Genomic DNA, 21,080 nt, shown 5'->3' on the forward strand with positions numbered 1-21,080 from the left:
AGAATTTGGGACCTTGCCGATTGGGTTTTGATTCTTCTTTGTTTGAATTTGGGACACTTATATGTTTTTATATCCTTGTATACTTATAAAGCAGGATCAAAAAACAAGGAATTTTTATGCATAAGATTTTAGCCATCATATTTGTTAGCTTAGTGAACTTCGGCTGCCAGACTTCAAACAAAGTCATACTAGCGACTAACAACAGAGAAGATAAATCAACTGTTGAGTCGACAGGTAAGAAATTTGCGATTTCTACTCAAGGACGTTACGCAAGTATCGCGGCCAAAGACATCTTTACTCAAGGTGGAAATATTATTGATGCTGCTGTCGCCGCCTCTTTTGTGATCTCCGTTGAACGTCCTCAATCGACAGGAATTGGTGGTGGTGGCTTCATGGTATTTAGACAAAAAGATGGGAAATCTTTCGCGATAGATTTTAGAGAACGCGCTCCCCTTAAGGCCACAAGGAATATGTACATTCGAAATGGAAAAGGAGACACGCAAATTTCTCAAGAAGGGATCTTGGCTTCAGCAACTCCAGGATTGGTTGCAGGCCTTATCGAAATTCATAAAAAATTTGGATCCTTACCACTGAAAGCAGTAATGCAACCTTCAATTGATCTCGCTGAAAAAGGATTTCCTGTTTACCCTTATCTTTCAGAGGCACTTCAAGACACCATGGAAGTTCTTAAAAAAGATGCGGAGGCAAAAAAAATATTCTTAGATGCCAACGGCAATCCTTGGCCCTTGGGACATATCTTAGTTCAAAAAGATTTGGCCCAGACTCTTCGCTTGATTTCAGAGAATGGTTCTAAAGAATTTTATCAAGGATCGACGGCTAAAAAAATCACAAGTTTTTTTGCAAAAGAAAAAGGACTTATCACCCAAAAAGATTTAAGTGCCTATAAAGTTAAGTGGAGAAAACCTGTTCAGGGAAAATTTCATGATTACGATGTCATTTCAATGCCTCCTCCTAGTTCAGGAGGAATTCACGTCATTCAATTTTTAAGCTTCTTAGAAAAAGATGAACTAAAAAAGAAAGGTATCCTCTCTACAGAGTCCATTCACTTGGCGGCGTCTTCACTGCAATCTGCTTTTGCAGATCGCGCAAAGTATCCGGGAGATCCAGATTTTGTAAAAGTCCCTACCGAGGAATTGATTTCTCCAAAGTATAACGAGCAAAGAAGAAAAGAAGTAACGCTCGATAAAGCTAGAAAAGCTGATCAAGTGAACTTTGGTGTCCCAAGTTACAATGAATCCACCGAAACTACTCACCTCTCTATTATGGATGAAGAAGGGAATGCGGTGAGCACAACTCAAACTATCAATGGCTGGTTCGGATCTGCACAAGTGGTTCCTGGAACTGGAATTGTAATGAATAATGAGATGGACGACTTTTCTATTCAACCTGGAGTTGCAAATTTATTTGGCGCCATTGGTGGAACATCCAATGCCATTGCTCCCAAGAAAACTCCTTTGAGCAGTATGTCTCCTACAATCATAGTAAAAGATGGAAAAGCAGTTATGAGTTTAGGCGCCCCCGGTGGAACCCGAATCATCAGCTGTGTTGCTCAAACTATTTTGAACTATGTCGAGTACGGTTTGTCTCTCAAAGACTCTGTCTCTATGATCAGGTATCACCATCAATGGAAGCCCGATGTGCTTACGATTGATCCTCCAGGACCAAGTTCGAAAGTTTTAGCTGACCTTCAGAAGATGGGATACGACATAAAGCTTGAACATGTGCCCTGTCATGTGATGGCGGTGTCAAAAGAGGATGGAATTTTACGTGCCGTCGCAGATCCTCGTGATATTGGTGTCGGATTGGCTCAATAATTCTGAAAATAATTCAGAAAATTATTTGAATTTTATAATTAGGACGTGCTAGCTTCCCGTTATGAAAAAAGACACCCAAGAAAACAATCACGAGAAGCTAAACAAAATAACCGAAAAATCTGCTGGAAAACTTTTAAAGTTTTTAGATGTAATCGAGAGAGCGGGGAATGCTCTTCCTCATCCTGCGATTTTATTCTTGCTACTGACTGGAATTACAATTCTACTTTCTTGGATCGCGTTCAACTCTGGAATGTCAGCAATTCATCCGATTAAAAAAGAAGCTATCAATACAGTAAATCTTTTTTCTATTGATGGCCTACATCACATCATTACAGATATGGTAAAGAACTTTGCAGGATTTGCTCCGTTGGGAAGCGTTCTCGTTGCGATGCTTGGATTTAGCTTGGCTGAAAAGAGCGGCTTGATTTCTACTATCCTTAGAGTTTTGGTTTTAAAAGCTCCAAAAAAATTAATTGTACCTGCTGTACTACTAGGCGGAGTTCTTTCACACACTGCTGGTGACGTAGGCTACATCATTTTGATTCCTCTTTCTGGCATGGTTTTCCATAGCGTTGGCTGGAATCCTCTTGCAGGTATTGCTTGTGCCTTTGCCGGTGTTTCTGGTGGTTTTGCTGCAAACTTATTATTAAGTACGGCAGATCCCATGCTTTCTGGTATCACACAAGAGGCGGCAAAGATCATTGACCCAAGCTATACTGTATCACCACTTTCAAACTGGTACTTTATGGCAAGTTCGTCATTTTTGATCGTGATCATTGGAACTCTTGTAACAAATAAAATCACAATTCCTTATCTTGGAGAGTACACAGGTGATGCCGAGAAAACTCCACTTGTGAAACTCACCAAACTTGAAAAGAAAGGCCTTCTCTACGCTGGAATTGTATTTGCAATTCTAACTTCTATTCTTTTATTAGGATTGGTACCAGCAGAAGGGTTTTTAAGAGAAAAAGAAACTTTTAGTGTTCTTAACTCACCCGTTTTAAAAGGTGTTGTTGCGATCATTTTCTTTATGGGATCTCTCACGGGACTTGCTTATGGGTTTGCTTCCAAAACATTCAGAAGTCAAAGTGATGTTGTAAATGCTATGCAAGAGGCAATGGCAACACTTGCTCCTTACCTAGTTCTTGTATTCTTTGCTTCGCAATTCATTTCGTTCTTTAACTTCTCAAATATGGGAATGGTAATGGCTGTTCATGGATCTGATTACTTAAAGGATCTAGGACTTGGTTCATTTACATTGATGATTAGCTTTATCTTCTTCACTTGCTTGCTTGATCTTGTGATTGGAAGTGCTTCTGCCAAGTGGGCCTTGATGGCGCCGATCTTTGTTCCAATGTTCATGCTTTTAGGATTTGCACCCGAATTGACTCAAGCTTCCTATAGAGTAGCAGACTCCGTGGTGAATATTATTTCTCCACTGATGTCTTACTTCCCTCTCATCTTGGCTTTTGTAAATAAATTCAATAAAAACGCAAAAGTAGGAACTCTTCTTGCGATGATGCTTCCCTACACTATTGCATTTACCATTTTCTGGTCAGCGATGATTTTTGTATGGATGACATTCGAGCTTCCACTCGGCCCTGTTGGAAATCTCTGGTACAAGCTTCCAACTCCGTAAAATTAAATCGAAAAGGTTATAAAACCTTTTCGATATCTTTGCCAAGATCCTCAGGCTTTGCTTGAGGAGCAAATCTTTCTATAACTTTTCCATTTTTATCTACTAGGAATTTTGTGAAGTTCCATTTGATGGCTTCAGTTCCTAAAATTCCTTTTTCTTCTTTCTTTAAATATTGGTAAAGAGGATGAGCTTCATCACCATTCACCTCTACTTTTTGAAACATAGGAAAAGAAACATCATAAGTTAAGCTACAAAAATTTTTTATCTCTTCTGCATCACCGGGCTCTTGTGCGCCAAATTGATTGCATGGGAATCCCAATACTTCAAAACCCTTGTCTTTATACTTACGATAAATTTCTTCGAGGCCTTTATACTGTGGTGTAAAACCGCACTTGCTTGCGACATTCACGATGAGTAACGCTTTTCCTTGAAATTTTTCCAGAGGAATATCTTCTCCATTTAGACCTTTTGCATGAAACGAATACACAGTTTTTTGTTCTGACATAAATTCTCCATCTCAGTTCTGTTATAGCGCTAAGGCTTTTTGACACCAAGTTTTTTTGGCATCGCTTGCATTAGCAAACCTCGCAATTAATCAACACTAAGAAATAGGGTTCTTAGTTTTAACTGGAGGATATATGAAAAGAGTTTTATTGGCAATTCTTGCGGTACTTATCTCGGTTTCAGCATTTGCTGATCCTGGTGATAGGGATGGCAGACGTGATCGCAGAGAAGATAGACGTGATGATAGAAGAGATGACAGACGCGACGATCGAAGAGAAGATAGACGTGATGATAGAAGAGATGACAGACGCGACGATCGAAGAGATGACAGACGTGATGATAGAAGAGACCATCGCCCACCGCATCACGGCGGAGGATTCTTCCCAGGAAATCCAGGACACGGCGGCGGATGGGGACCAGGCCCAGTTCCATACTATAGAGAAAACATAATCACTTGTGAAAGCAACAGCAGCAGACCAAATATTTGCTACACAGGATTATACCAAGTGCAAAGAATCGATCTGTTAAGACAACATTCGAGAGCTCCATGCATTGCGGGAGCAACTTACCAAGTGAGAGGCAACTCAATCATGGTTATCGGTGGTTGCAGAGCAACATTCCGCGTAGTTGGTAGATAATCTTAAAAATTTAGCCACGAACATCAGCTTGTGTTATGTTTCCATCTTGGCCTGAGGTCAGACAAAGGTTAAAGATGAAGCAAACACAAGTTGTTGTTGTCGGCGCAGGCTTTGCGGGCATCAACGCAGTAAAAATTCTAAAAAATAATCAAGACGTTCATATTACTCTCATTGACCGAAGAAATTATCATTTGTTCCAACCGCTACTGTATCAAGTAGCCACGGCAGGACTTTCTCCTGCGGACATCGCTACGCCAATTCGTTCCGTATTTTCTGATCAAAAAAATGTTACTGTATATCTAGGTAATGTTGAACGCGTCGATTTAAAAAATAAAACCATTTATGGTAGCGATAAGCCTCTCTCTTATGATTATCTCATTCTAGCTTGCGGCGCTAAGCACAGTTATTTTGGCCATAATGAATGGGAAGAGTTTTCTCCAGGCCTTAAAACTTTAGAGCAAGCTACCGAGATCAGAAGAAGAATTTTGCTCGCATTTGAAGATGCGGAAAAAGAAACGGATATAGAAAAACAAAAACAACTTCTTACTTTTGTCATTGTTGGTGGCGGACCCACAGGAGTTGAACTTGCTGGAGCCATAGCTGAGATCAGTCGCTATACTTTAGAAAAAGATTTTAGAAATATTGATCCTGCAAGAACTCGCGTGATTCTTATTGAAGCCGGCAATCGAGTCTTGGCTGCATTTTCAGAAAAAATGTCAAAACGCGCCGCTCGAGATTTGGAACAACTTGGTGTTCAGATATGGACATCGTCTCGCGTTTCAAAAGTGAATGCAGAAAGCGTTGAACTTGGAAGCGAAGTGATCAGAGCAAAAACCATTCTTTGGGCAGCTGGAGTTTTGCCTTCGAGCTTAGGAAAAACCTTGGGCACTCCCCTTGATCCTCAAGGTCGCGTGATGGTGGAAAAAGATTTGTCTTTACCTAATTATCCAGAAGTTTTTGTTTTAGGTGATCAGGCTCATTTTGATGAAAAAGGAAAGCCCTTGCCAGGTCTTGCGCCAGTTGCCATACAACAAGGCAAACATGCAGCAAAAAATATTATAAGAAAACTACAAAATAAACCTACAGAACCTTTCCGTTACTTAGATAAAGGAATTACTGCAACCATTGGCCGTAAAAAGGCTGTTCTTCAGGTGAACAATATCCAATTTGGCGGATTCTTTGCCTGGGCAGCTTGGCTCTTTATTCATATTTATTATTTAATAGGTTTCAAGAATCGCTTTATTGTTTTTTTCCAATGGGCGTGGTCTTATATGACTTTAAAGCGCGGCGCCCGATTGATAGTTGACAAGGAATGGAGATCCACAAAATGAATTTCAAATGGACACAGGTTTTCAAAAGCCTCATCATTGTGTTTCTTGCTCTTTCAGTTTTAATTCTACTCACACCATTTTTACTTCCATTAGCCCTTGGTGGAATTCTCTGTGTTGTGATTTTTCCCATGTACAAAAAAATGGTAGAGAAAAAATGGAATCCCTCTCTCGCTGCACTCACTTCCCTGCTCGTTTTCTCATTGGTGTTCGCGGTACCAACGACTCTTGTCGTTTTAAAAGGCGCAAGAGTCACAACAGAATTTGTCCAAAAAACTTTAGATTCTAAAAAACCAACTCAAGATCTAAAACCTGAAGAGCAAAAAAATATTCAAAAAATAGAAAACTTTGCCGAAAAAACTGCCGGGAGATTTGGAATTGATATTCCAGATCCCTCTGCTGTGTTTGATAAAATTTATAACTCTATAGGCGCATTTATTCTAGCTGCACTCACGGACTTCTTTACAAAACTTCCTGATTTTGTATTGGCATTCTTTATCGCTTTACTCACAATGTACTTTGGCTTGGTTGAAAATGAAAAAATCTATGCCACTTTAAAAAAATATTCGTTCCTCTCGCCTAAGAATGCCGAGAAGCTTGTCGAAAATATTGTTGTGAGCTGTAGATCTGTGATCGTTTCCAATGTCGTGACGGGAGCTATCCAATCCATTGTGGTTGCGGCTGGAGCCCATCTCACCAACACTGGAAATTTCTTTGTGGTGGGATTTATAACTTTTGTATTCTCGTTCATACCTGTCGTAGGTGCAGCTCCTGTGGCTTACGCCTTGGGTGCTTATGCCTTAGTCTCTGGTGAATCTACGGCTGGGATCATAATGATGGTTGTGGGAACTGTAGCGGGGATCTCTGACAACTTCATTCGCCCGATGATGCTCAGTGGATCCGGCGAAGTCCATCCGCTATGGAGTTTATTAGGAATTCTTGGAGGGATTATTATCTTTGGATTACCCGGATTATTTATCGGCCCCTTGATCTTGGCTGTAGCCTCAAGCTGCTTACCGATTTACGTAAAAGATTTTAGAGAGACCTCTAAACAATTAAACGGTCAAAGCTAGAGCATGTCTTCGTAGAAAGCACCAAAGTGCTTTTCGGGATGTCTGATTTGAATTTCTAAAATCCATCTCTGTGCTGATGGCTTTTCCTTAAAATCTACAAGTTGTCCTTTATGATAAAGAGCGTGCGGGAAATCGCCAATGCGATGCCCAGAGGCGCCATTCAATGTCATCACATAGCCGCGCTTCTTAGTGGCGTCTTTTGCAAATTCATAAAGTTCAGCACCGGATTTCCCAGTTTCTTTCCAACAGTTTTTTACTTCATGAAAAATTTCTTCTGACGCTTTGATCACATCGTGATGTTCTTTATTATTTCCTACGGCGAAAGTTTTGCCACAGTCTCCTTCGTGACCGAAGAACACCGGACCAATGTCAATAAAGAATAAATCATTTTCCTGTAAAACCACATTAGGTTCTGAAACCTCTCTAAAGGCCTTCAAAGTATTGATTCCAAAGCGTAGCTTTGACGGATGCCACTTCTTCTCTGAACCAAATTCTTCGAACAATCCCTTAGAAATTTCTTCGATGTCTTTTTCGGTTTGTCCAGGACGAACTCTTTCAGCAATAGCGTTCACGAGATCCCAGGTGCGGTGGCGTGCTTTCTCTATAGAATCCGAATTGAAATTTTCTCCGACTGCCTCTAACATCTTAATCTCTTAAAAAATGGCAAGTATAGCCGTTTGGATTTTTCTGTAGATAATCTTGATGATACCCTTCTGCTGAATACCACTTATCAAAAGAAATAATTTCGGTAACAACTTTGGATTTCCATTTTCCAGAGGTATCGACTTTTTCTTTCACTGCCTGCGCAATCTTCTTTTGATTGTCGTCGTGATAGAAAATAGCTGAGCGATATTGAGTTCCGTGGTCATTACCCTGACCATTCACTTGTGTCGGGTCATGAAGTCTAAAAAAATATTTAAGAATTTCTTCATAACTAATTTTTGCAGGATCAAATTTAATTTGGACTGCTTCAGCGTGGCCCGTGGTTCCAGTTTTCACAAATTCGTAAGTTGGCGCACTACCTTTACCGCCGGTGTAGCCCACTTCTGTTTCGATAACTCCATCGAGTTTACGAAGGAGTTCTTCCACTCCCCAAAAACATCCGCCAGCTAAAGTTGCGACCTCTATTTTCTCTGACATCTTTACTCCTTCAGGTCTTTTTTTTTACTGTCTTCAGCTTTAGTGTCGTTATTGTTCGTGGCTTTCTGAAGTTTACGCACAATTTTCTTACCCGCCACTTTCACTTCATCCACCGCTTCCTGCGCCGAACGATCAATCTTTTGAACCGCCGACTCCTCCGCCACCGCAAAATTTAAAGCAAAAATAGATAAAAATAACGCAAATACAAGTTTCATAAATAACCCCTTTAAAGTGAGTAACCAGAACACTAATAATCTTACAAAAAATAGTCAATTTCCAATATATTTATGACCATAACTTGTAGAAGTTAAGAAGAGTTTTAAATAGAAAGTATATTATCAAATATTCTCGCTGGTTTTACTTACGCAAATAACACTCACATTACCGCGATTTTTAAAAATGCCACGGGTTCTACCAATAAAATTTCTATTTGAATCTGTACTGCGTCGTACGCACACAATCAGCTGTAGATGGTGTGGTCTTTTTATTGCATTCTCTTATCGAATGAGAACTAAACTGATCCTATTGTTTTTACCAGCTTTTATTGTTCATTTCTTTACCATAGGAGTGCCAATATTTGTCCTAGCTAATCAAGCAACAGTTCCCACATCATGTTCAGCCATATTCAATGTTGGCAATGCCGATTCTGCCGCTTTAACTATTTCGAAAATACTTTCGGACCTTAAACTGTATCAAGAACTTACGAATTTTTACCATCATAAAAAACCTGGAATGTATGCACTACACGATATCGTAACTCTGAGTTCTCGCCTAAGCGATCGTGAGCGAAAAGACTTTATCGCTCACGTAAGGCAAATGTACGATGTCACCCATCGTTTTGACCAATCTAAACTTAGGGACATTGCGTTGGCTCTTTTTGATCCCATCATGTGGGAAAGGAAACTGACATCATTAGCTCGCTCGGGAACTAGTAGGCAGGAACTTTATTCCTTTGCAGACTTACTTTTGATTTTAAATCCGAAACAAAAAACAATGCTTAAAGAAATAATTTCAGAAAATTACGCCCTTTCAACTCTGAATAAGATAAATCGTGATTACGAATTACCGTCTAAACGTTCCTATGAAGCCATTTTGCGCTTTTTGATAGATGCTGACAAAAACTTCGAAGCAAATGTCATGCGTCACGGAGTTCTGAAAGCATACGAAACGTACACCGAAGAAAATCAGGCCGTCGTACATGAAGCAGGATTTGGAAATTATCGATTTTCTCAAATTCTACAAACTTATAAACTTTTTCAAGATTATTTAAAAGCTATTCCTGATACTAAAGCCAAAGTTTATTTCAAAGGTAGTTTCGTTAGTCGCCGAGCAAAAATTGATTCATCCGATCTTGATTTATATTTTGAAGGAACCAATAACTTCAGATTCCAACGCCTTGTTAAAATTGCAACCGGAAGTACCGTCAGACAAGGCTTGCATGATATTTTTCATGATCATGAAAAAATAAATCTTGAGATTGAAGACACTGCAAACAACTTCATAGATAAAGGCGCCGGACTGTTTGCTCGTTATGGCGAAGTAGGTGGAATCTTAATCGAAGTCACGGCCAATGATATGCGTTTACTTTATTTTCCAAAGCCTTCAATAAAATATGTAGATCCTGCTTACCCTGAGGCCGTCTTAGCGCGAGAACCAGTGGTTTACCAGTTCGTTTCGGACGATCCACTTTGATACAGGCATGCAATATGCATTCTAATAAATCACTAACGAGAAAGTTGTGTTTATGAGTCGAATGAAACTAAAATCTGTTGTAAATAGAATGCGATCAGATATGGAAGAACTTGTAGTATTAGGTGATGAGTATCGCGCTGCAGTTGCAGCAAGTCAAAAGTCTACGCGGCTCGGGTTCTTAAAGAACTTTCGTCTTCGAAATGAACGACCAGTAAACAGTGCTGGGCAAAATCCAAATACTTTTAACTTATAATTAGCTTTAAACTTACAGAATTTTTGATCGCGCGCTAAATTTGGGTTTACGCTTCTTTAGCTCCTACTTGCGACGTGATAGAAGCTTTGCGTTGAAAAGAAGGATCTTTCTTCTTAGCGACAGTAAGAAAAACCAAGAAGTACGCTTTAGTAAATATTAATCGAAGAGGTCTTTTTCATAGAGGAGATAAATCAGTGGCGAAAAAGAGCCCATGAATATGACTCCAATACAGCAAAGGTAAAAGTATTTGTAAGATCTCTGCTTTTTTTTCAACTGCATAAATATGAACATTAGGACTAAGCCGACGGATACCAACAGATCGGAAAATATTTGATTTACATAAAGCTCTGAAAAAGGAGGAAATACTGTCCAAATGCTTACTTGTTTAAAAACAAAAAAACTAATTACAGAGTGCATAAGCAATAAAAAAATTAAAAACTTTCTAGGCATAGAAATGCACAATGCCGTTGTCTTTTTAAGTTGTCAAATAAGCAATACGAAAAGTTTTCAAAAAATTTCTAATTTATCAATTTAGAAATAGCCGCCTCATCTAAACGATAAACAGTCCACTCCTCCATAGGCTTTGCTCCTAAGGACTTATAGAATTCAATAGCTGGCGTATTCCAATTAAGAACGGACCATTCCATTCTACCGCAATTACGGTCTTTTGAAATCTTCACTAAATGGAGTAAAAGCTTTTTACCAAAGCCCATTCCCCGATATTGAGGACGCACAAACAAATCTTCGAGATAAAGACCTTTCTTACCCAAAAAGGTTGAGAAATTGTGAAAGAACAATGCATAACCGACCGTTTCATTCTCATATTCGCCAATAATAACTTCGGCGGATTTTTCTTTTCCAAAAAGACTTTCATATACAATTTCTTCCGTGGCTATCACTTCGTGCGAAAGCTTTTCGTACTCGGCGATTTCTTTTATCAGTTGTAGAATCAAAGAAACATCTTCTTTAGTGGCATTGCGGATTTTTAAAGTTTTATTTGTGCTTGGATTAATACTCATAGGCCTTGTTTTTAGAATAAAAAAAGTTTATTTTCAATCTGTATCGATCATAAAAACAATGCTTAAGGAAACTATGTCCAATTCTCTTCCTCTATTTGAATATTTTTACTTTATCCGTCACGGTAGAACCGACGCTAACGTTAATCAGCTGATGGCCGGCGGAAGTAACGACATTCTCTTAAACGAGGAAGGTCACCTTCAGGCCGCAAAAGCGGCGCAAATTCTAAAGACCAAATGTCCAGAAATTCAAACCATCTGCGTGAGCACCATGACCAGAGCCAAACAAACCGCTGGCTACATCAATGAACTCCTGCAAAAACCTATGCTCGAGTTTCCAGAATTTATCGAATGGCACTTTGGCGAATGGGAAGGAAAGTCTTGGATAGACGTTGCTCCTTTGTTTTTAGGCAACGAAGAACCTCCCGAGGGCGAAACTCGAGATATTTTTAAAAATCGTGTTTTCAACGGATTGAATAAAGCTCTAAGTCTCCCCGGCCCTATCCTAGTCGTCGCTCACGGCGGTGTCTGGTATAAAATTCAAAAGATCTTTAATCTAGAGCTTATAAAGAGTGATAATTGCCAGATCTTTAAAATATACTCTCAAAAGAACAAAGACATTGTTGAATACAAATACCATGAGATATGTCTATAGACATCGAAACGACCAGCAGGAAACGATAGATGAAGTCTTATCAACCCATACATAAAATTCCGCATTTTTTTGATGACGCCTTAAAACTCCGACATGAGTTCGAAGCAAAGTTCAAAGATCCCAAAAAGACATCGCCAGATCGCTTCGTTTGGGACTATTGGTTTGTGGAAGACCAATATACTTTGATCAGAACGGAAGCTGAAAATATTTTTTCTAAAAAAATATTTCAGAATTTCTCACAAAACTTAATTGAATTCGGGCAAAAATATTTGGGTTGTGATGGCATCACTCCTCCTTGGATCAGTTATTATGTCGACGGCTGCAAACAAGATCTTCATGCCGACGTTCCCCACGGACCGTGGGCCTATGTGTACTCTCTCACTCCCTGGAGCAAACGTGAATTCACAGGCGGCGAAACGGTTCTCTTAAAACCCTCTACCCTCGACTACTGGAACAATTTTGAAAAGATGAGTGGCATCGAAATGAAAGAGCTCACCACAAAAATTCCTGCTAACTTTAATCAACTTTTAGTATTTGATCCCAGAATTCCTCACGGAGTAAGTCCCGTGCGAGGAGCTCAAGATCCACTCAAAGCTCGAGTCGTCATCCATGGCTGGTTTACAAATCCTCGTCCTATCATTCACGGAGGCCTCGGTGAAAAGAAAACCACTTCGCTTTTAAACGAAATGATCTACGAGATGGAACCTATCTTTGATAAATATTCTTTTGTCACCGGCACCCTTGCTATCCGCATGGAAATTAATCCTAAAGGAAAAATAGATCGTCTGTACTTCTTAACAAATACGCTCATCTCGATCGAGAGAAATATTCCTACCGTAAAATTACTCAATGAAATGGAGCTCTTTCTCAAAAACAAGACCTTCCCAAAGGCAAAAACACGAACGGAAATTACTCTTCCTTTTTTATTTCAATCGCGCTAAGCTTTTTTCAGAACTTAATGGAGATTCTTAAATGAATGTACTCGTCACTGGTGGAGCTGGATATATTGGTAGCCACGCCTGTAAACAATTAAAGAAACATGGATTAAATCCAATTGTTTACGACAATCTCAGCCGTGGCCACGAAGACTTTGTGAAGTGGGGTCCACTTATTCATGGAGATATTCTAGATACAACCAAAGTTGAACAAACCCTCAAGCAATATCAAATAGAAGCTGTCCTTCACTTTGCAGCCTTTGCTTATGTTGGGGAGTCCGTAGAAAATCCTACTTTATATTACAAAAATAATGTTCAAGGCTCTTTATCTCTGTTGGAAGGAATGCTTAAGGCCAACGTTAAGAAAATCATTTTCTCTTCGACTTGCGCCACTTACGGAATTCCAGAAAAAATTCCACTCACGGAAGAACTCCCACAAAACCCTATCAATCCCTATGGTCAAACCAAATTAATGATTGAAAAAATATTAAGAGATTATGCACCGGCTTACGGCTTGAGATCTGTTTGTTTGCGATACTTCAATGCCGCAGGCGCTGATCCCGAATCACTCATCGGTGAAAATCATGAGCCTGAGACTCATATTATTCCTCTAGCCATTGAATCTGCTCTTAAAAATAAAGTTTTAAAAATTTTCGGTAGCGATTATTCCACTCCAGATGGAACTTGCTTAAGAGATTACATTCATGTAGCAGATCTTGCTGAAGCCCATGTTCTGGCTCTTAAGTATCTAAATACCTCAGACAAGAATTTTGATTATTTCAATCTTGGTAACGAAAAAGCATTTTCAGTTAAAGAAATCGTAAAAGCCGTAGAAGAAGTTTCTAATCTCAAAGTGAATGCAGAAATTTATCCTCGACGATCCGGTGATCCCGCAGTCTTAGTTTCTGATTCTACAAAAGCAAAAAATATTTTAAAATGGACCCCAGAAATAAAAGACATCAAAGAAATCATCAGAACCGCATACAACTGGCATAAAAAGAATCTTTAGCACAATCTTAAGCAACAGGCTCTGGCGGAATCGGATCTACGGCAGGCTGCACTTTCAAATCTTTAAACTGTTTAAAAATATAAAGACATCCAAAAGTTGCCACTAAAACCACGTAGCTTGTCCAATTGTAATGAAGTAACTTGCCATCCTCTGCTCTGACCACCATGAGTCCCGCAATAAAAGACGCAACACCTGATCCCAACTGCTGGAGAGCGGTATTGATACTCATAAAACCTCCACGAAAACGAGGTTCAATACATCCTGTTACCGCGGTCATTGCCGCAATCATACGAGAGCTTCCTATAACAAAGAAAGTAGTCGTGATAACCAATGCTACCCAAATGGGAACAGGAGGAAGATGAGTGAGTGCAAAAATCGGAATGAGCGCCATAAAAGCCAAAATTTTAAAAACATGGTAAGAAGAAGTTTTATCTACCCAACGTCCCACCAACTGAGAACTCACAATCGTAAAGGCTCCTCCACAAAAGTAAATGTACGAAAGCTCGGCATCGGTAAAACCAATGTTTGCGGACATGTAAGGACTGATAAACGGAATCACCGTAAAGTGAGCGAGCATAAGCATCGGAAATAGACTCAAAGCCCAAATGAGTTTTGGTCTTGCCCAAATGTAAGAATAGATTTCTGTCTTACTTCTTTTTTTACTGTCCATCTTCAGGTGAGCCTTCATCGGAGGCAAAGTTTTAAAAGCAAAAATAAAAACCACTGTGCCAATAGCCACTAAACTATAAAATGGCGCATGCCATGTCATATGGGCCGCAATGAAGAGACCCATCGGAACTCCAAGCACCGAAGCCGCCGAGAAGGATCCCATAATGACACCCATAGCTCTGCCTCGAAAATTGGGATGAATGATATCTCCTACGATAGACATGATTTGCGATCCCATCACGCCACCAAAGAAGCCTGTGAAAACTCTTGCTGCCAATAAAATTTCAAAAGAAGGAGAACTCGCGCACAACAAGGTACCCACTAAAAATCCAAGATAAATAAGTAAAAATGATTTTTTGCGATCATAATCGTCCACAAAAAACGAGCTAAAAATCGCCGAAACTCCCGCACTCAAAGAATAAGATGCTACCAAGAGACTGAACTGCACAGGCGTTATACCAAACATGCGGACAAGCTGCGGCTCGAGCGGCATCATGATCATAAAATCTACGATATTGGTGAATTGAGCACTCGCTAGCAACAACAGAATCTTCAGTTCGCGTTTAGACATATTTGCAATATACGCTTCTTGATCAGGCAGAGCAAATCTCTTTATTTTCTGTCGAATCTTTTAGCAAAGTCACAACGCTGACAAAGAGATTCAACAAGAGTTTTAGCAGCAAAACCTTTTCTCATTTGGCTTGCTTTATCGCCCATCAGAATTGTTTTTAAATCCGTTTCCAGGCAGTTACCTAGATTTATGGAAGCTTCTTTATCCAGGCAGCACGGAACAACGGTGCCGTCCGCATGAATCCCAATATGGTGAGTCAGCGCATGGCAAAAGCCCTTCTCTGATCTTATAGGCTGATTCATTGATGGCCATTCAAACCTAGAATCAAAGTTCACATACAGACGGTTTATAATTTTATAACCCTTAACCCTACGGATATCGATTTTCAAAGTAGCAAAATCAAAGCTGTATTTGTTTTCAATCATTTTTCTAATTAATGCATTCTTTGGAGAAAGACTCAAAGGATCAGCTAAATCCCAAATTCGATAGTTGATATAGATATCAGGCCGTTTTTCGAAAGCCATATCTACAAAGTTAAAAACCTTATCCATATAAGGTGTAACATCTTTTTCCTTATGATTGGCTTCAAAACTATGAATCGAAATATTCACTTGCCTAACAATTGGATTTAAAAGCAATTCCACTTTTTGATGATTAAGTAAAACTCCATTGGTAGTGAAATTCACTTTCACATCATGCTTCACACAGATGTCTAGAATTTCTTTCAAATGAGGGTGACCCAAAGGCTCACCCATAAGATGCAAACAAATTTCTTTGGTTTTTCCTTGGATTTGTGAAACAATTTTTTCAAAGCTTTCGATAGCCATGACCTTTTTGTCTCTTAATACTGGAGGACAGAAATCACACTGAAGATTACAAATATTGGAAATCTCCACGTAGATGCGATCAAATACGTGTGAAGTTACAAATTCCATGCAATCTTCTCCAACTGTTCCGTCTCTTGCGCCCAATAACTGTAACTTTGAAAGTCTGGAAATAATCTTGGAAAAGATGGATCTGTCCATCGCGCAGCAATCCATTTTGCGTAATGAATAATTCTTAAACCTCTTAAAGGCTCAAACAAATCAATTTGTGATTCATCAAAATCTCTAATCTCAGTATAACCAGACAAAATTTCATCAATCTCTTCATCCATTTGGTCCTGGCTGAGCAACATCCAAAAATCTTGAGCCTCGGGTCCATTGCACATATCATCGAAATCCACAAAAAAGAAACTCTTTCCATCATTCAACAAATTTCCTCGATGGCAATCTCCATGAATACGAATGAAATTTTCAGGCTCTAGATAATCTTCTAGATATTCGATAATTTGAATTGCGGCTTTTTCATAGCGGGGCCACATTTCCATGGCAACGGCATTTTTTAGAATCTTTAAACTCTGACGTCCATAAATATCGGCTGTCATCGAGGGCCTATATTTTGCTTTTTGCCGAGAGCCCACATTGTGGATCAACGCCAGCGTTCTTCCAATCTTTTGAAAATCTCCTGGCAAAAGTTCCTGCGGCATACGTCCATAAAATTTGGGAAATAAGCTAAAGTAAATGTCTTGATGAGAAAATACAGTCTGGGCTTTATCATTTTTGGGTGTGAACTCATAAGGAGCTACAACTTCGACACCTTCGTTTTTAAGATCAGCGAGGAATTGATGTTCATCCTTGATGGCATCCATGCTCCAACGACCCGGACGATAGAACTTAGCAATAAGCTTCTCACAGTTGAGGTCATTTTCTTCTAACCGAACCTCAAAAACCCTATTTTCGTAGGAGTTGAGCTGAGTAAATTCCCCCGTTGTGCTGAATCCAAGGGATTCGATACCTATCAAAACCTGATCTGGGGTGAGTTCGTAAAAATTTTTCGTCACGGGTTAACCTTATGCACAGATAAAATATATAAATCTATTAGAAAAACCGCACTCTATTTTTTTACTTTTAGCCATTAACCGCTCTTTCCCCCATAATTGTTACACTTTAGAGGGGTTCGGAAGAGAGATTCGGAAGAGGGGTATCGGGGGATGTTTCAGAGATTAACGCTAAAGTTCGTTTTAGCCATGTCAATTCTAGCAGGATTGAGCTTGGTTTTATTTGCCAATGCAGCTCTGGCTCAAGACTTTAAAATATTCAATCTTAAAAGTAATAAAAAGCAACTTCAAGTCGGCGAAGAATGGAGCCGTACGACTTTCGATGGAAAACTCACTTCCACGGAGGCTCTCAATAGCGCCATCAAAGCTACGGCTCGAGTAGATCTAAAAAATGAGCAAGGATCTGCGTTTTACCTGGGTAAATTCAACGGCGTACACCTCATGTTAACCAACTACCATGTCCTCTCGGAACAAGAAATTTGCCGTACAGGAAAAGTTTATTTTGCAAATATGCAAAAATCTTTCAGTTGTGGCCTGATCATTGATAAATTCCGTGATCTAGAAGCCACATTCTTTACCATTCGAGTTGATAAAAAAGATGAATATCGTTTTGAAAATATCGCTTTGAAATTTGATTTTGTTAATGAATACAAACCGGGACACAAACTTGTCACAGCGGGATACGGAATTGAGCGCAATAGCAACGGAAAGCTCACTTATGAAAACTCTCAAACTTGCGTTGTAGCGACCACCACCTACAAAACTATACTACTGACAGTGCAATCGGATGAAACATCCTACAATGCACGATCGTTTGTTCATGCGTGCGAAATTTCAAGTGGCGATTCTGGATCGGCGGTTATTAGTGAAAGCACCGGAAAAGTTGTAGGCCTCAATTGGGCAACTTCAACCTCTAAACCTATCACTCTCCTAAATAGTCTTAATGTCTATGAATGGATTGAAAAACAATCTAATCTTCTATGGAGTTACATGTCCTACGCTGTCCCTGGAGGAGAGATCATGAATGCCATCCGGGTTTCAAAGAATGTCACCCTCAATGAATTTGTAAACTCTCACTTCAACTCTCCATAATCTGGCCAACAATTTGCATTAATATTTGCTCTTAACTTACAAGATCCTTTCTAAGGAGATACATCTTCTAGAGAATGAATTTTCTTTAGGTCAATTTGTAATGGAGTCAATTTATGCGCCTTATTTATTTAATTTTAATCACATCTATTTTTTCGCTTCCTATCGCCAAGGCCGAAATTCCTTACGCTCAAAAAATCCTATTGAACGCAGAATATGATCGCGCGGAAAAAACTTTAGAGAGCCAAATTAGTGATATTAAAAAAATAAGAGAAAATATCAAAAAAGGCAAAAGCTCTTTCGATGAAGTCAGACACCTTACAGAATCTCTCTATGTCTACGCCCTAGAAAGTGTTTATCGCTATAAAAATAAATCCCAATTCAATCGCCTTGCTCACTTACTCAATAACAACAGCACCAGAGAAAGGTTTTATTACCCAGTAAATCAGAAAGGTGGATTCAGTGGAAAAAACATCCGTTACGTTGCCTGGAAAGATGAAGGTTGCATTAAACCAGTACAAAAAAATCAAATTCAAACGGGCGTTTTTATTGAGATAAGAAGTGGGTCATTCAAAAATCTAAATTTTTCAGGAACAGATCTTATTTTCACTGAAAAATATTTCGTTACTAACAACAAAGAGCAAATTTTAAAGAGCTATCCTCTTGCCTCATTTAAAACTAAAGACAAATCGCCTATTTCTTCTGTAATAGAGGATCTAAAAAACTTATCTAGCGATTTGGCAGAATACTACAATTGCAATTATGTTACACAGTTTGCAACTTTGGAAAAAGCAAACAAGCAACTCTACGCAAGATACTTGCACTTAGCAAAAATTCTCCATAAGACTCCTGTCAATTTCAATAAAGAGAAAAAAGAAAAAACCCTTGGCGAAGAACTCAATGAATTGACTTCTACAATACCAAAAACGGAAGCACCCAGTGCCGTGAGTACAGATGAGGATTTAAAAACTACGCCTTTATAAATATTTTATGAACAGCATCGAGTCTCTGCTTGTATTCTTCGCGTGAAATGTATTTTCCACCAAGAGACTCAAGAACGGGTGTGACCATCTGAATGTCCATCCAATCTAAACCAATACCCTGAAGCCTTTTGATCGCTTCGATTACGCAGAGTTTAGAAACATTACTTTCTAAACCAAACATACTCTCGCCGCTGAAGACTCCCGCGACAAGAACACCATAGAGACCTCCCACGAGTACCTCGTCGCCGTTCGAATTCTTTCTGTAACATTCTATGCAGAGAATATGACCTTCATCATAGAGATCTTTATAGGCCACTTGCATCTCGTCTGTGATCCAAGTTCCTTTTTGATTTTTTCTTGGAACGAGAGAACATTGCTCGATGACGTCGTTAAAGCGCGTATTCATCCTAAAAGTATAGAGATTTTTTTTGATGAGCTTCCCCAGTGATTGTGGAATATGTAGATCTTTAAAATCCAGCACACCACGCTCTTTAGGGAAAAACCAAAGTAATGGATATCCTTCATGAGGCCAAGGAAAGATTCCATGAATATAAGCATCGAGAAGTAAATCTCTTTCAAACTCTCCGCCAAAACAAAGGACTCCATCTTCCGAAGCCGTCATTGGATCCGGAAAACTAGTGATCTGAAAGTACTTTCTTAAATCTTCACTCATTACTAGCCTTACAATTGTCACAGATTCCACATTTCTTAATGTCTTCAAATCCAAAGTACTTGTAGATTTCAAGAGCGCGGCACTCTGAAGTTTTCACCCATTGAAGGAGTTTTAATAAATTCATTTGGCTATTTTTAAGTCTTTCAGAAATTCTCTTCTGATCTACGAGTTTTGCAGGAAGTTCTGCGATCACCTTAAGATCTTTATCTAAAATATCACCGGAGGTCACTTCCCAGCGATCAAAAAGATTAAGAGCTGTTTCTAATCTAAAATCTTTTCGATTGTAGAAATGGAGATTCTCTCGGATTGCATCTAAGCCCTCTTGATTTGCTTTCTCCGTATTCTGTTTAATGTATTGATAAACTCTAGAAATAAACTCTGCGTCTGGATGCGCCCACTTTAAAAATTCCATTTGAATCGTCACATCGTCTTCATCATAAAGCACGTGACACTCAGAAGGCTTTCCATCCCTCCCCGCACGACCCATTTCTTGATAAAGGGCTTCGATATTTGCCGGCAGCTCGAAGTGCATAACCGCTCTGATATTTTGTTTATCAATTCCCAAACCAAAAGCAGGTGTTGCCAAGATCAGATGATCGTCTTCGTCGCCAAGGTCAGACCGGATGAATTGCTTTTGCATCTTTTGGCGCAAACCTCTTGGAAGTTGTCCATGGTATTTGAGATGAGGAAATTTTTTATCGATTTTTTCTGAGCACTTTTCTAAAGTTGAGATCAGAGAAAAATAAACAATCTTTGGCCCTTTAATTCTCGAAGCCACTTCGATCAATCTTTGAATTTTTTGTTCTTCCCCATAAAGATCATCTACATTAAGACTTAAATTTTCTCTTTTGATGCCTGAATGGAAAGTTCGAACTTTGTCCTCATCCAAACCCACTTGCTTCAATATATCTTTTTGCACCTCAGGTGTTGCGGTTGCTGTGAGCATTAGAGTTGTTGGGTTTCCCATGAACTCGCGCATTTCCTTGATTCTGGTATAGTCCGGTCTAAAATCATGACCCCATTCTGAGATACAATGAGCTTCGTCTATGGCCAACAGATTCACCTGATTGGCCTTCAGAGCTTCTCTAAATTCCTCTTTACGAAAGCGCTCGGGAGCCACAAAAAGCAGTTCGTACTCTTGGTTTTTGAGTTTTTTATAACGCTTCTCTCTGTCTTCTTTTTTTAAAAGGGAGTGAATGTCTGCGACCTTAAAACCCCGCTCTTTGGCCTTAGCTGCTTGATCCTGCATTAGCGCAATCAGTGGAGATATCACCACCGTTAAACCTCCTAAAATCCTTGCAGGGATTTGAAAACAGAGGCTTTTCCCCATTCCTGTAGGCATAAGACAAAGGCTATCCTGCCCTGCTAAAACAGAATCAATAACGGCTTTTTGGTCTCCTCTAAAAATATCGTGACCGAACACTTCTTTAAGGATTTTTTGTGGCTCAATTTTAAGTGCCGTTTTTGTAGGCATTTCAAACCTCTTCTGACAACTTTCG

The 21,080-nt window shown here is 39.4% G+C and carries 21 protein-coding genes; 11 read left to right on the plus strand and 10 right to left on the minus strand.

The window, feature by feature from the left end:
* The first annotated feature begins 116 nt into the window (after window positions 1-116).
* Both ggt and V4596_06405 read left to right on the plus strand, forming a co-directional pair.
* Window positions 117-1,835, plus strand: coding sequence for a gamma-glutamyltransferase (gene ggt / locus V4596_06400; GenBank protein ID MES2768760.1), 1,719 nt, complete (start codon window positions 117-119; stop codon window positions 1,833-1,835).
* Window positions 1,836-1,896: 61 nt separating this feature from the next.
* A complete protein-coding gene (locus tag V4596_06405; GenBank protein ID MES2768761.1) occupies window positions 1,897-3,474 on the plus strand; it encodes an AbgT family transporter in 1,578 nt (525 codons plus the stop codon).
* Between the two features lie 16 nt (window positions 3,475-3,490).
* Here the strand turns inward: V4596_06405 and V4596_06410 are convergent, their stop codons facing one another.
* Entirely contained in the window at window positions 3,491-3,979 is a 489-nt protein-coding gene (locus tag V4596_06410; protein MES2768762.1) for a glutathione peroxidase, read from the minus strand.
* Window positions 3,980-4,112: 133 nt separating this feature from the next.
* Between V4596_06410 and V4596_06415 the strand changes: the two genes are divergently transcribed.
* The 3 genes from V4596_06415 to V4596_06425 all read left to right on the plus strand — a co-directional run bounded on the left by V4596_06415 (window position 4,113) and on the right by V4596_06425 (window position 7,017).
* Window positions 4,113-4,616 (plus strand): DUF3011 domain-containing protein, encoded by a 504-nt coding sequence (locus tag V4596_06415; GenBank protein ID MES2768763.1) that lies wholly within the window; start codon window positions 4,113-4,115, stop codon window positions 4,614-4,616.
* 74 nt (window positions 4,617-4,690) lie between these two features.
* Window positions 4,691-5,947 (plus strand): NAD(P)/FAD-dependent oxidoreductase, encoded by a 1,257-nt coding sequence (locus V4596_06420; protein MES2768764.1) that lies wholly within the window; start codon window positions 4,691-4,693, stop codon window positions 5,945-5,947.
* Window positions 5,944-7,017, plus strand: a complete 1,074-nt coding sequence (locus V4596_06425) for an AI-2E family transporter (protein ID MES2768765.1) — start codon at window positions 5,944-5,946, stop codon at window positions 7,015-7,017. Before V4596_06420 ends, V4596_06425 begins: the two co-directional genes overlap by 4 nt.
* Here V4596_06425 and V4596_06430 read toward each other — a convergent pair.
* The 3 genes from V4596_06430 to V4596_06440 are packed head-to-tail and all read right to left on the minus strand — an operon-like array spanning window position 7,014 to window position 8,372.
* Complete coding sequence (locus V4596_06430) at window positions 7,014-7,661, minus strand: M24 family metallopeptidase (GenBank protein MES2768766.1); 648 nt, start codon at window positions 7,659-7,661, stop codon at window positions 7,014-7,016. The two genes, V4596_06425 and V4596_06430, sit on opposite strands and share 4 nt — an antisense overlap.
* A gap of 1 nt (window position 7,662) precedes the next feature.
* The gene (msrA, locus tag V4596_06435; GenBank protein MES2768767.1) at window positions 7,663-8,157 is read right to left on the minus strand and encodes a peptide-methionine (S)-S-oxide reductase MsrA; all 495 of its coding nucleotides are present in this window, start codon (window positions 8,155-8,157) and stop codon (window positions 7,663-7,665) included.
* Between the two features lie 2 nt (window positions 8,158-8,159).
* Window positions 8,160-8,372, minus strand: a complete 213-nt coding sequence (locus V4596_06440) for a hypothetical protein (GenBank protein ID MES2768768.1) — start codon at window positions 8,370-8,372, stop codon at window positions 8,160-8,162.
* A gap of 289 nt (window positions 8,373-8,661) precedes the next feature.
* Here V4596_06440 and V4596_06445 point away from each other — a divergent pair, with 289 nt between their 5' ends.
* Window positions 8,662-9,849, plus strand: a complete 1,188-nt coding sequence (locus tag V4596_06445) for a hypothetical protein (GenBank protein MES2768769.1) — start codon at window positions 8,662-8,664, stop codon at window positions 9,847-9,849.
* 771 nt (window positions 9,850-10,620) lie between these two features.
* On the opposite strand, the gene V4596_06450 is transcribed toward V4596_06445, so the two are convergent.
* Window positions 10,621-11,121 (minus strand): GNAT family N-acetyltransferase, encoded by a 501-nt coding sequence (locus V4596_06450; protein MES2768770.1) that lies wholly within the window; start codon window positions 11,119-11,121, stop codon window positions 10,621-10,623.
* Window positions 11,122-11,194: 73 nt separating this feature from the next.
* Here V4596_06450 and V4596_06455 point away from each other — a divergent pair, with 73 nt between their 5' ends.
* From V4596_06455 to galE, 3 genes are read left to right on the plus strand one after another with little or no spacing between them, the layout of a single operon-like run.
* Entirely contained in the window at window positions 11,195-11,773 is a 579-nt protein-coding gene (locus V4596_06455; GenBank protein ID MES2768771.1) for a histidine phosphatase family protein, read from the plus strand.
* A 29-nt stretch (window positions 11,774-11,802) separates the two neighbouring features.
* On the plus strand, window positions 11,803-12,714 hold the full coding sequence (locus V4596_06460) for a 2OG-Fe(II) oxygenase (protein MES2768772.1): 912 nt from the start codon (window positions 11,803-11,805) through the stop codon (window positions 12,712-12,714).
* 31 nt (window positions 12,715-12,745) lie between these two features.
* The gene (gene galE, locus V4596_06465; GenBank protein ID MES2768773.1) at window positions 12,746-13,717 is read left to right on the plus strand and encodes a UDP-glucose 4-epimerase GalE; all 972 of its coding nucleotides are present in this window, start codon (window positions 12,746-12,748) and stop codon (window positions 13,715-13,717) included.
* Between the two features lie 7 nt (window positions 13,718-13,724).
* Here galE and V4596_06470 read toward each other — a convergent pair whose 3' ends face one another.
* From V4596_06470 to V4596_06480, 3 genes are read right to left on the minus strand one after another with little or no spacing between them, the layout of a single operon-like run.
* Window positions 13,725-14,957: an MFS transporter gene (locus tag V4596_06470; GenBank protein ID MES2768774.1), complete on the minus strand. Its 1,233-nt coding sequence runs from the start codon at window positions 14,955-14,957 to the stop codon at window positions 13,725-13,727.
* Between the two features lie 41 nt (window positions 14,958-14,998).
* Complete coding sequence (locus V4596_06475) at window positions 14,999-15,892, minus strand: radical SAM protein (protein ID MES2768775.1); 894 nt, start codon at window positions 15,890-15,892, stop codon at window positions 14,999-15,001.
* Complete coding sequence (locus V4596_06480; GenBank protein ID MES2768776.1) at window positions 15,880-16,839, minus strand: serine/threonine protein kinase; 960 nt, start codon at window positions 16,837-16,839, stop codon at window positions 15,880-15,882. Before V4596_06480 ends, V4596_06475 begins: the two co-directional genes overlap by 13 nt.
* A gap of 150 nt (window positions 16,840-16,989) precedes the next feature.
* Between V4596_06480 and V4596_06485 the strand changes: the two genes are divergently transcribed.
* Both V4596_06485 and V4596_06490 read left to right on the plus strand, forming a co-directional pair.
* Window positions 16,990-17,928, plus strand: a complete 939-nt coding sequence (locus V4596_06485) for a serine protease (protein ID MES2768777.1) — start codon at window positions 16,990-16,992, stop codon at window positions 17,926-17,928.
* Between the two features lie 113 nt (window positions 17,929-18,041).
* Window positions 18,042-18,908, plus strand: coding sequence for a hypothetical protein (locus tag V4596_06490; GenBank protein ID MES2768778.1), 867 nt, complete (start codon window positions 18,042-18,044; stop codon window positions 18,906-18,908).
* Here V4596_06490 and V4596_06495 read toward each other — a convergent pair.
* On the minus strand, window positions 18,895-19,581 hold the full coding sequence (locus V4596_06495; GenBank protein MES2768779.1) for a leucyl/phenylalanyl-tRNA--protein transferase: 687 nt from the start codon (window positions 19,579-19,581) through the stop codon (window positions 18,895-18,897). The two genes, V4596_06490 and V4596_06495, sit on opposite strands and share 14 nt — an antisense overlap.
* Complete coding sequence (locus tag V4596_06500) at window positions 19,574-21,055, minus strand: RecQ family ATP-dependent DNA helicase (protein ID MES2768780.1); 1,482 nt, start codon at window positions 21,053-21,055, stop codon at window positions 19,574-19,576. The genes V4596_06495 and V4596_06500 overlap by 8 nt, the downstream gene beginning before the upstream one ends.
* Between the last annotated feature and the right edge of the window lie 25 nt (window positions 21,056-21,080).

It is taken from the genome of Bdellovibrionota bacterium (assembly GCA_040386775.1).
Classification (GTDB): Bacteria; Bdellovibrionota; Bdellovibrionia; order Bdellovibrionales; family JAEYZS01; genus JAEYZS01.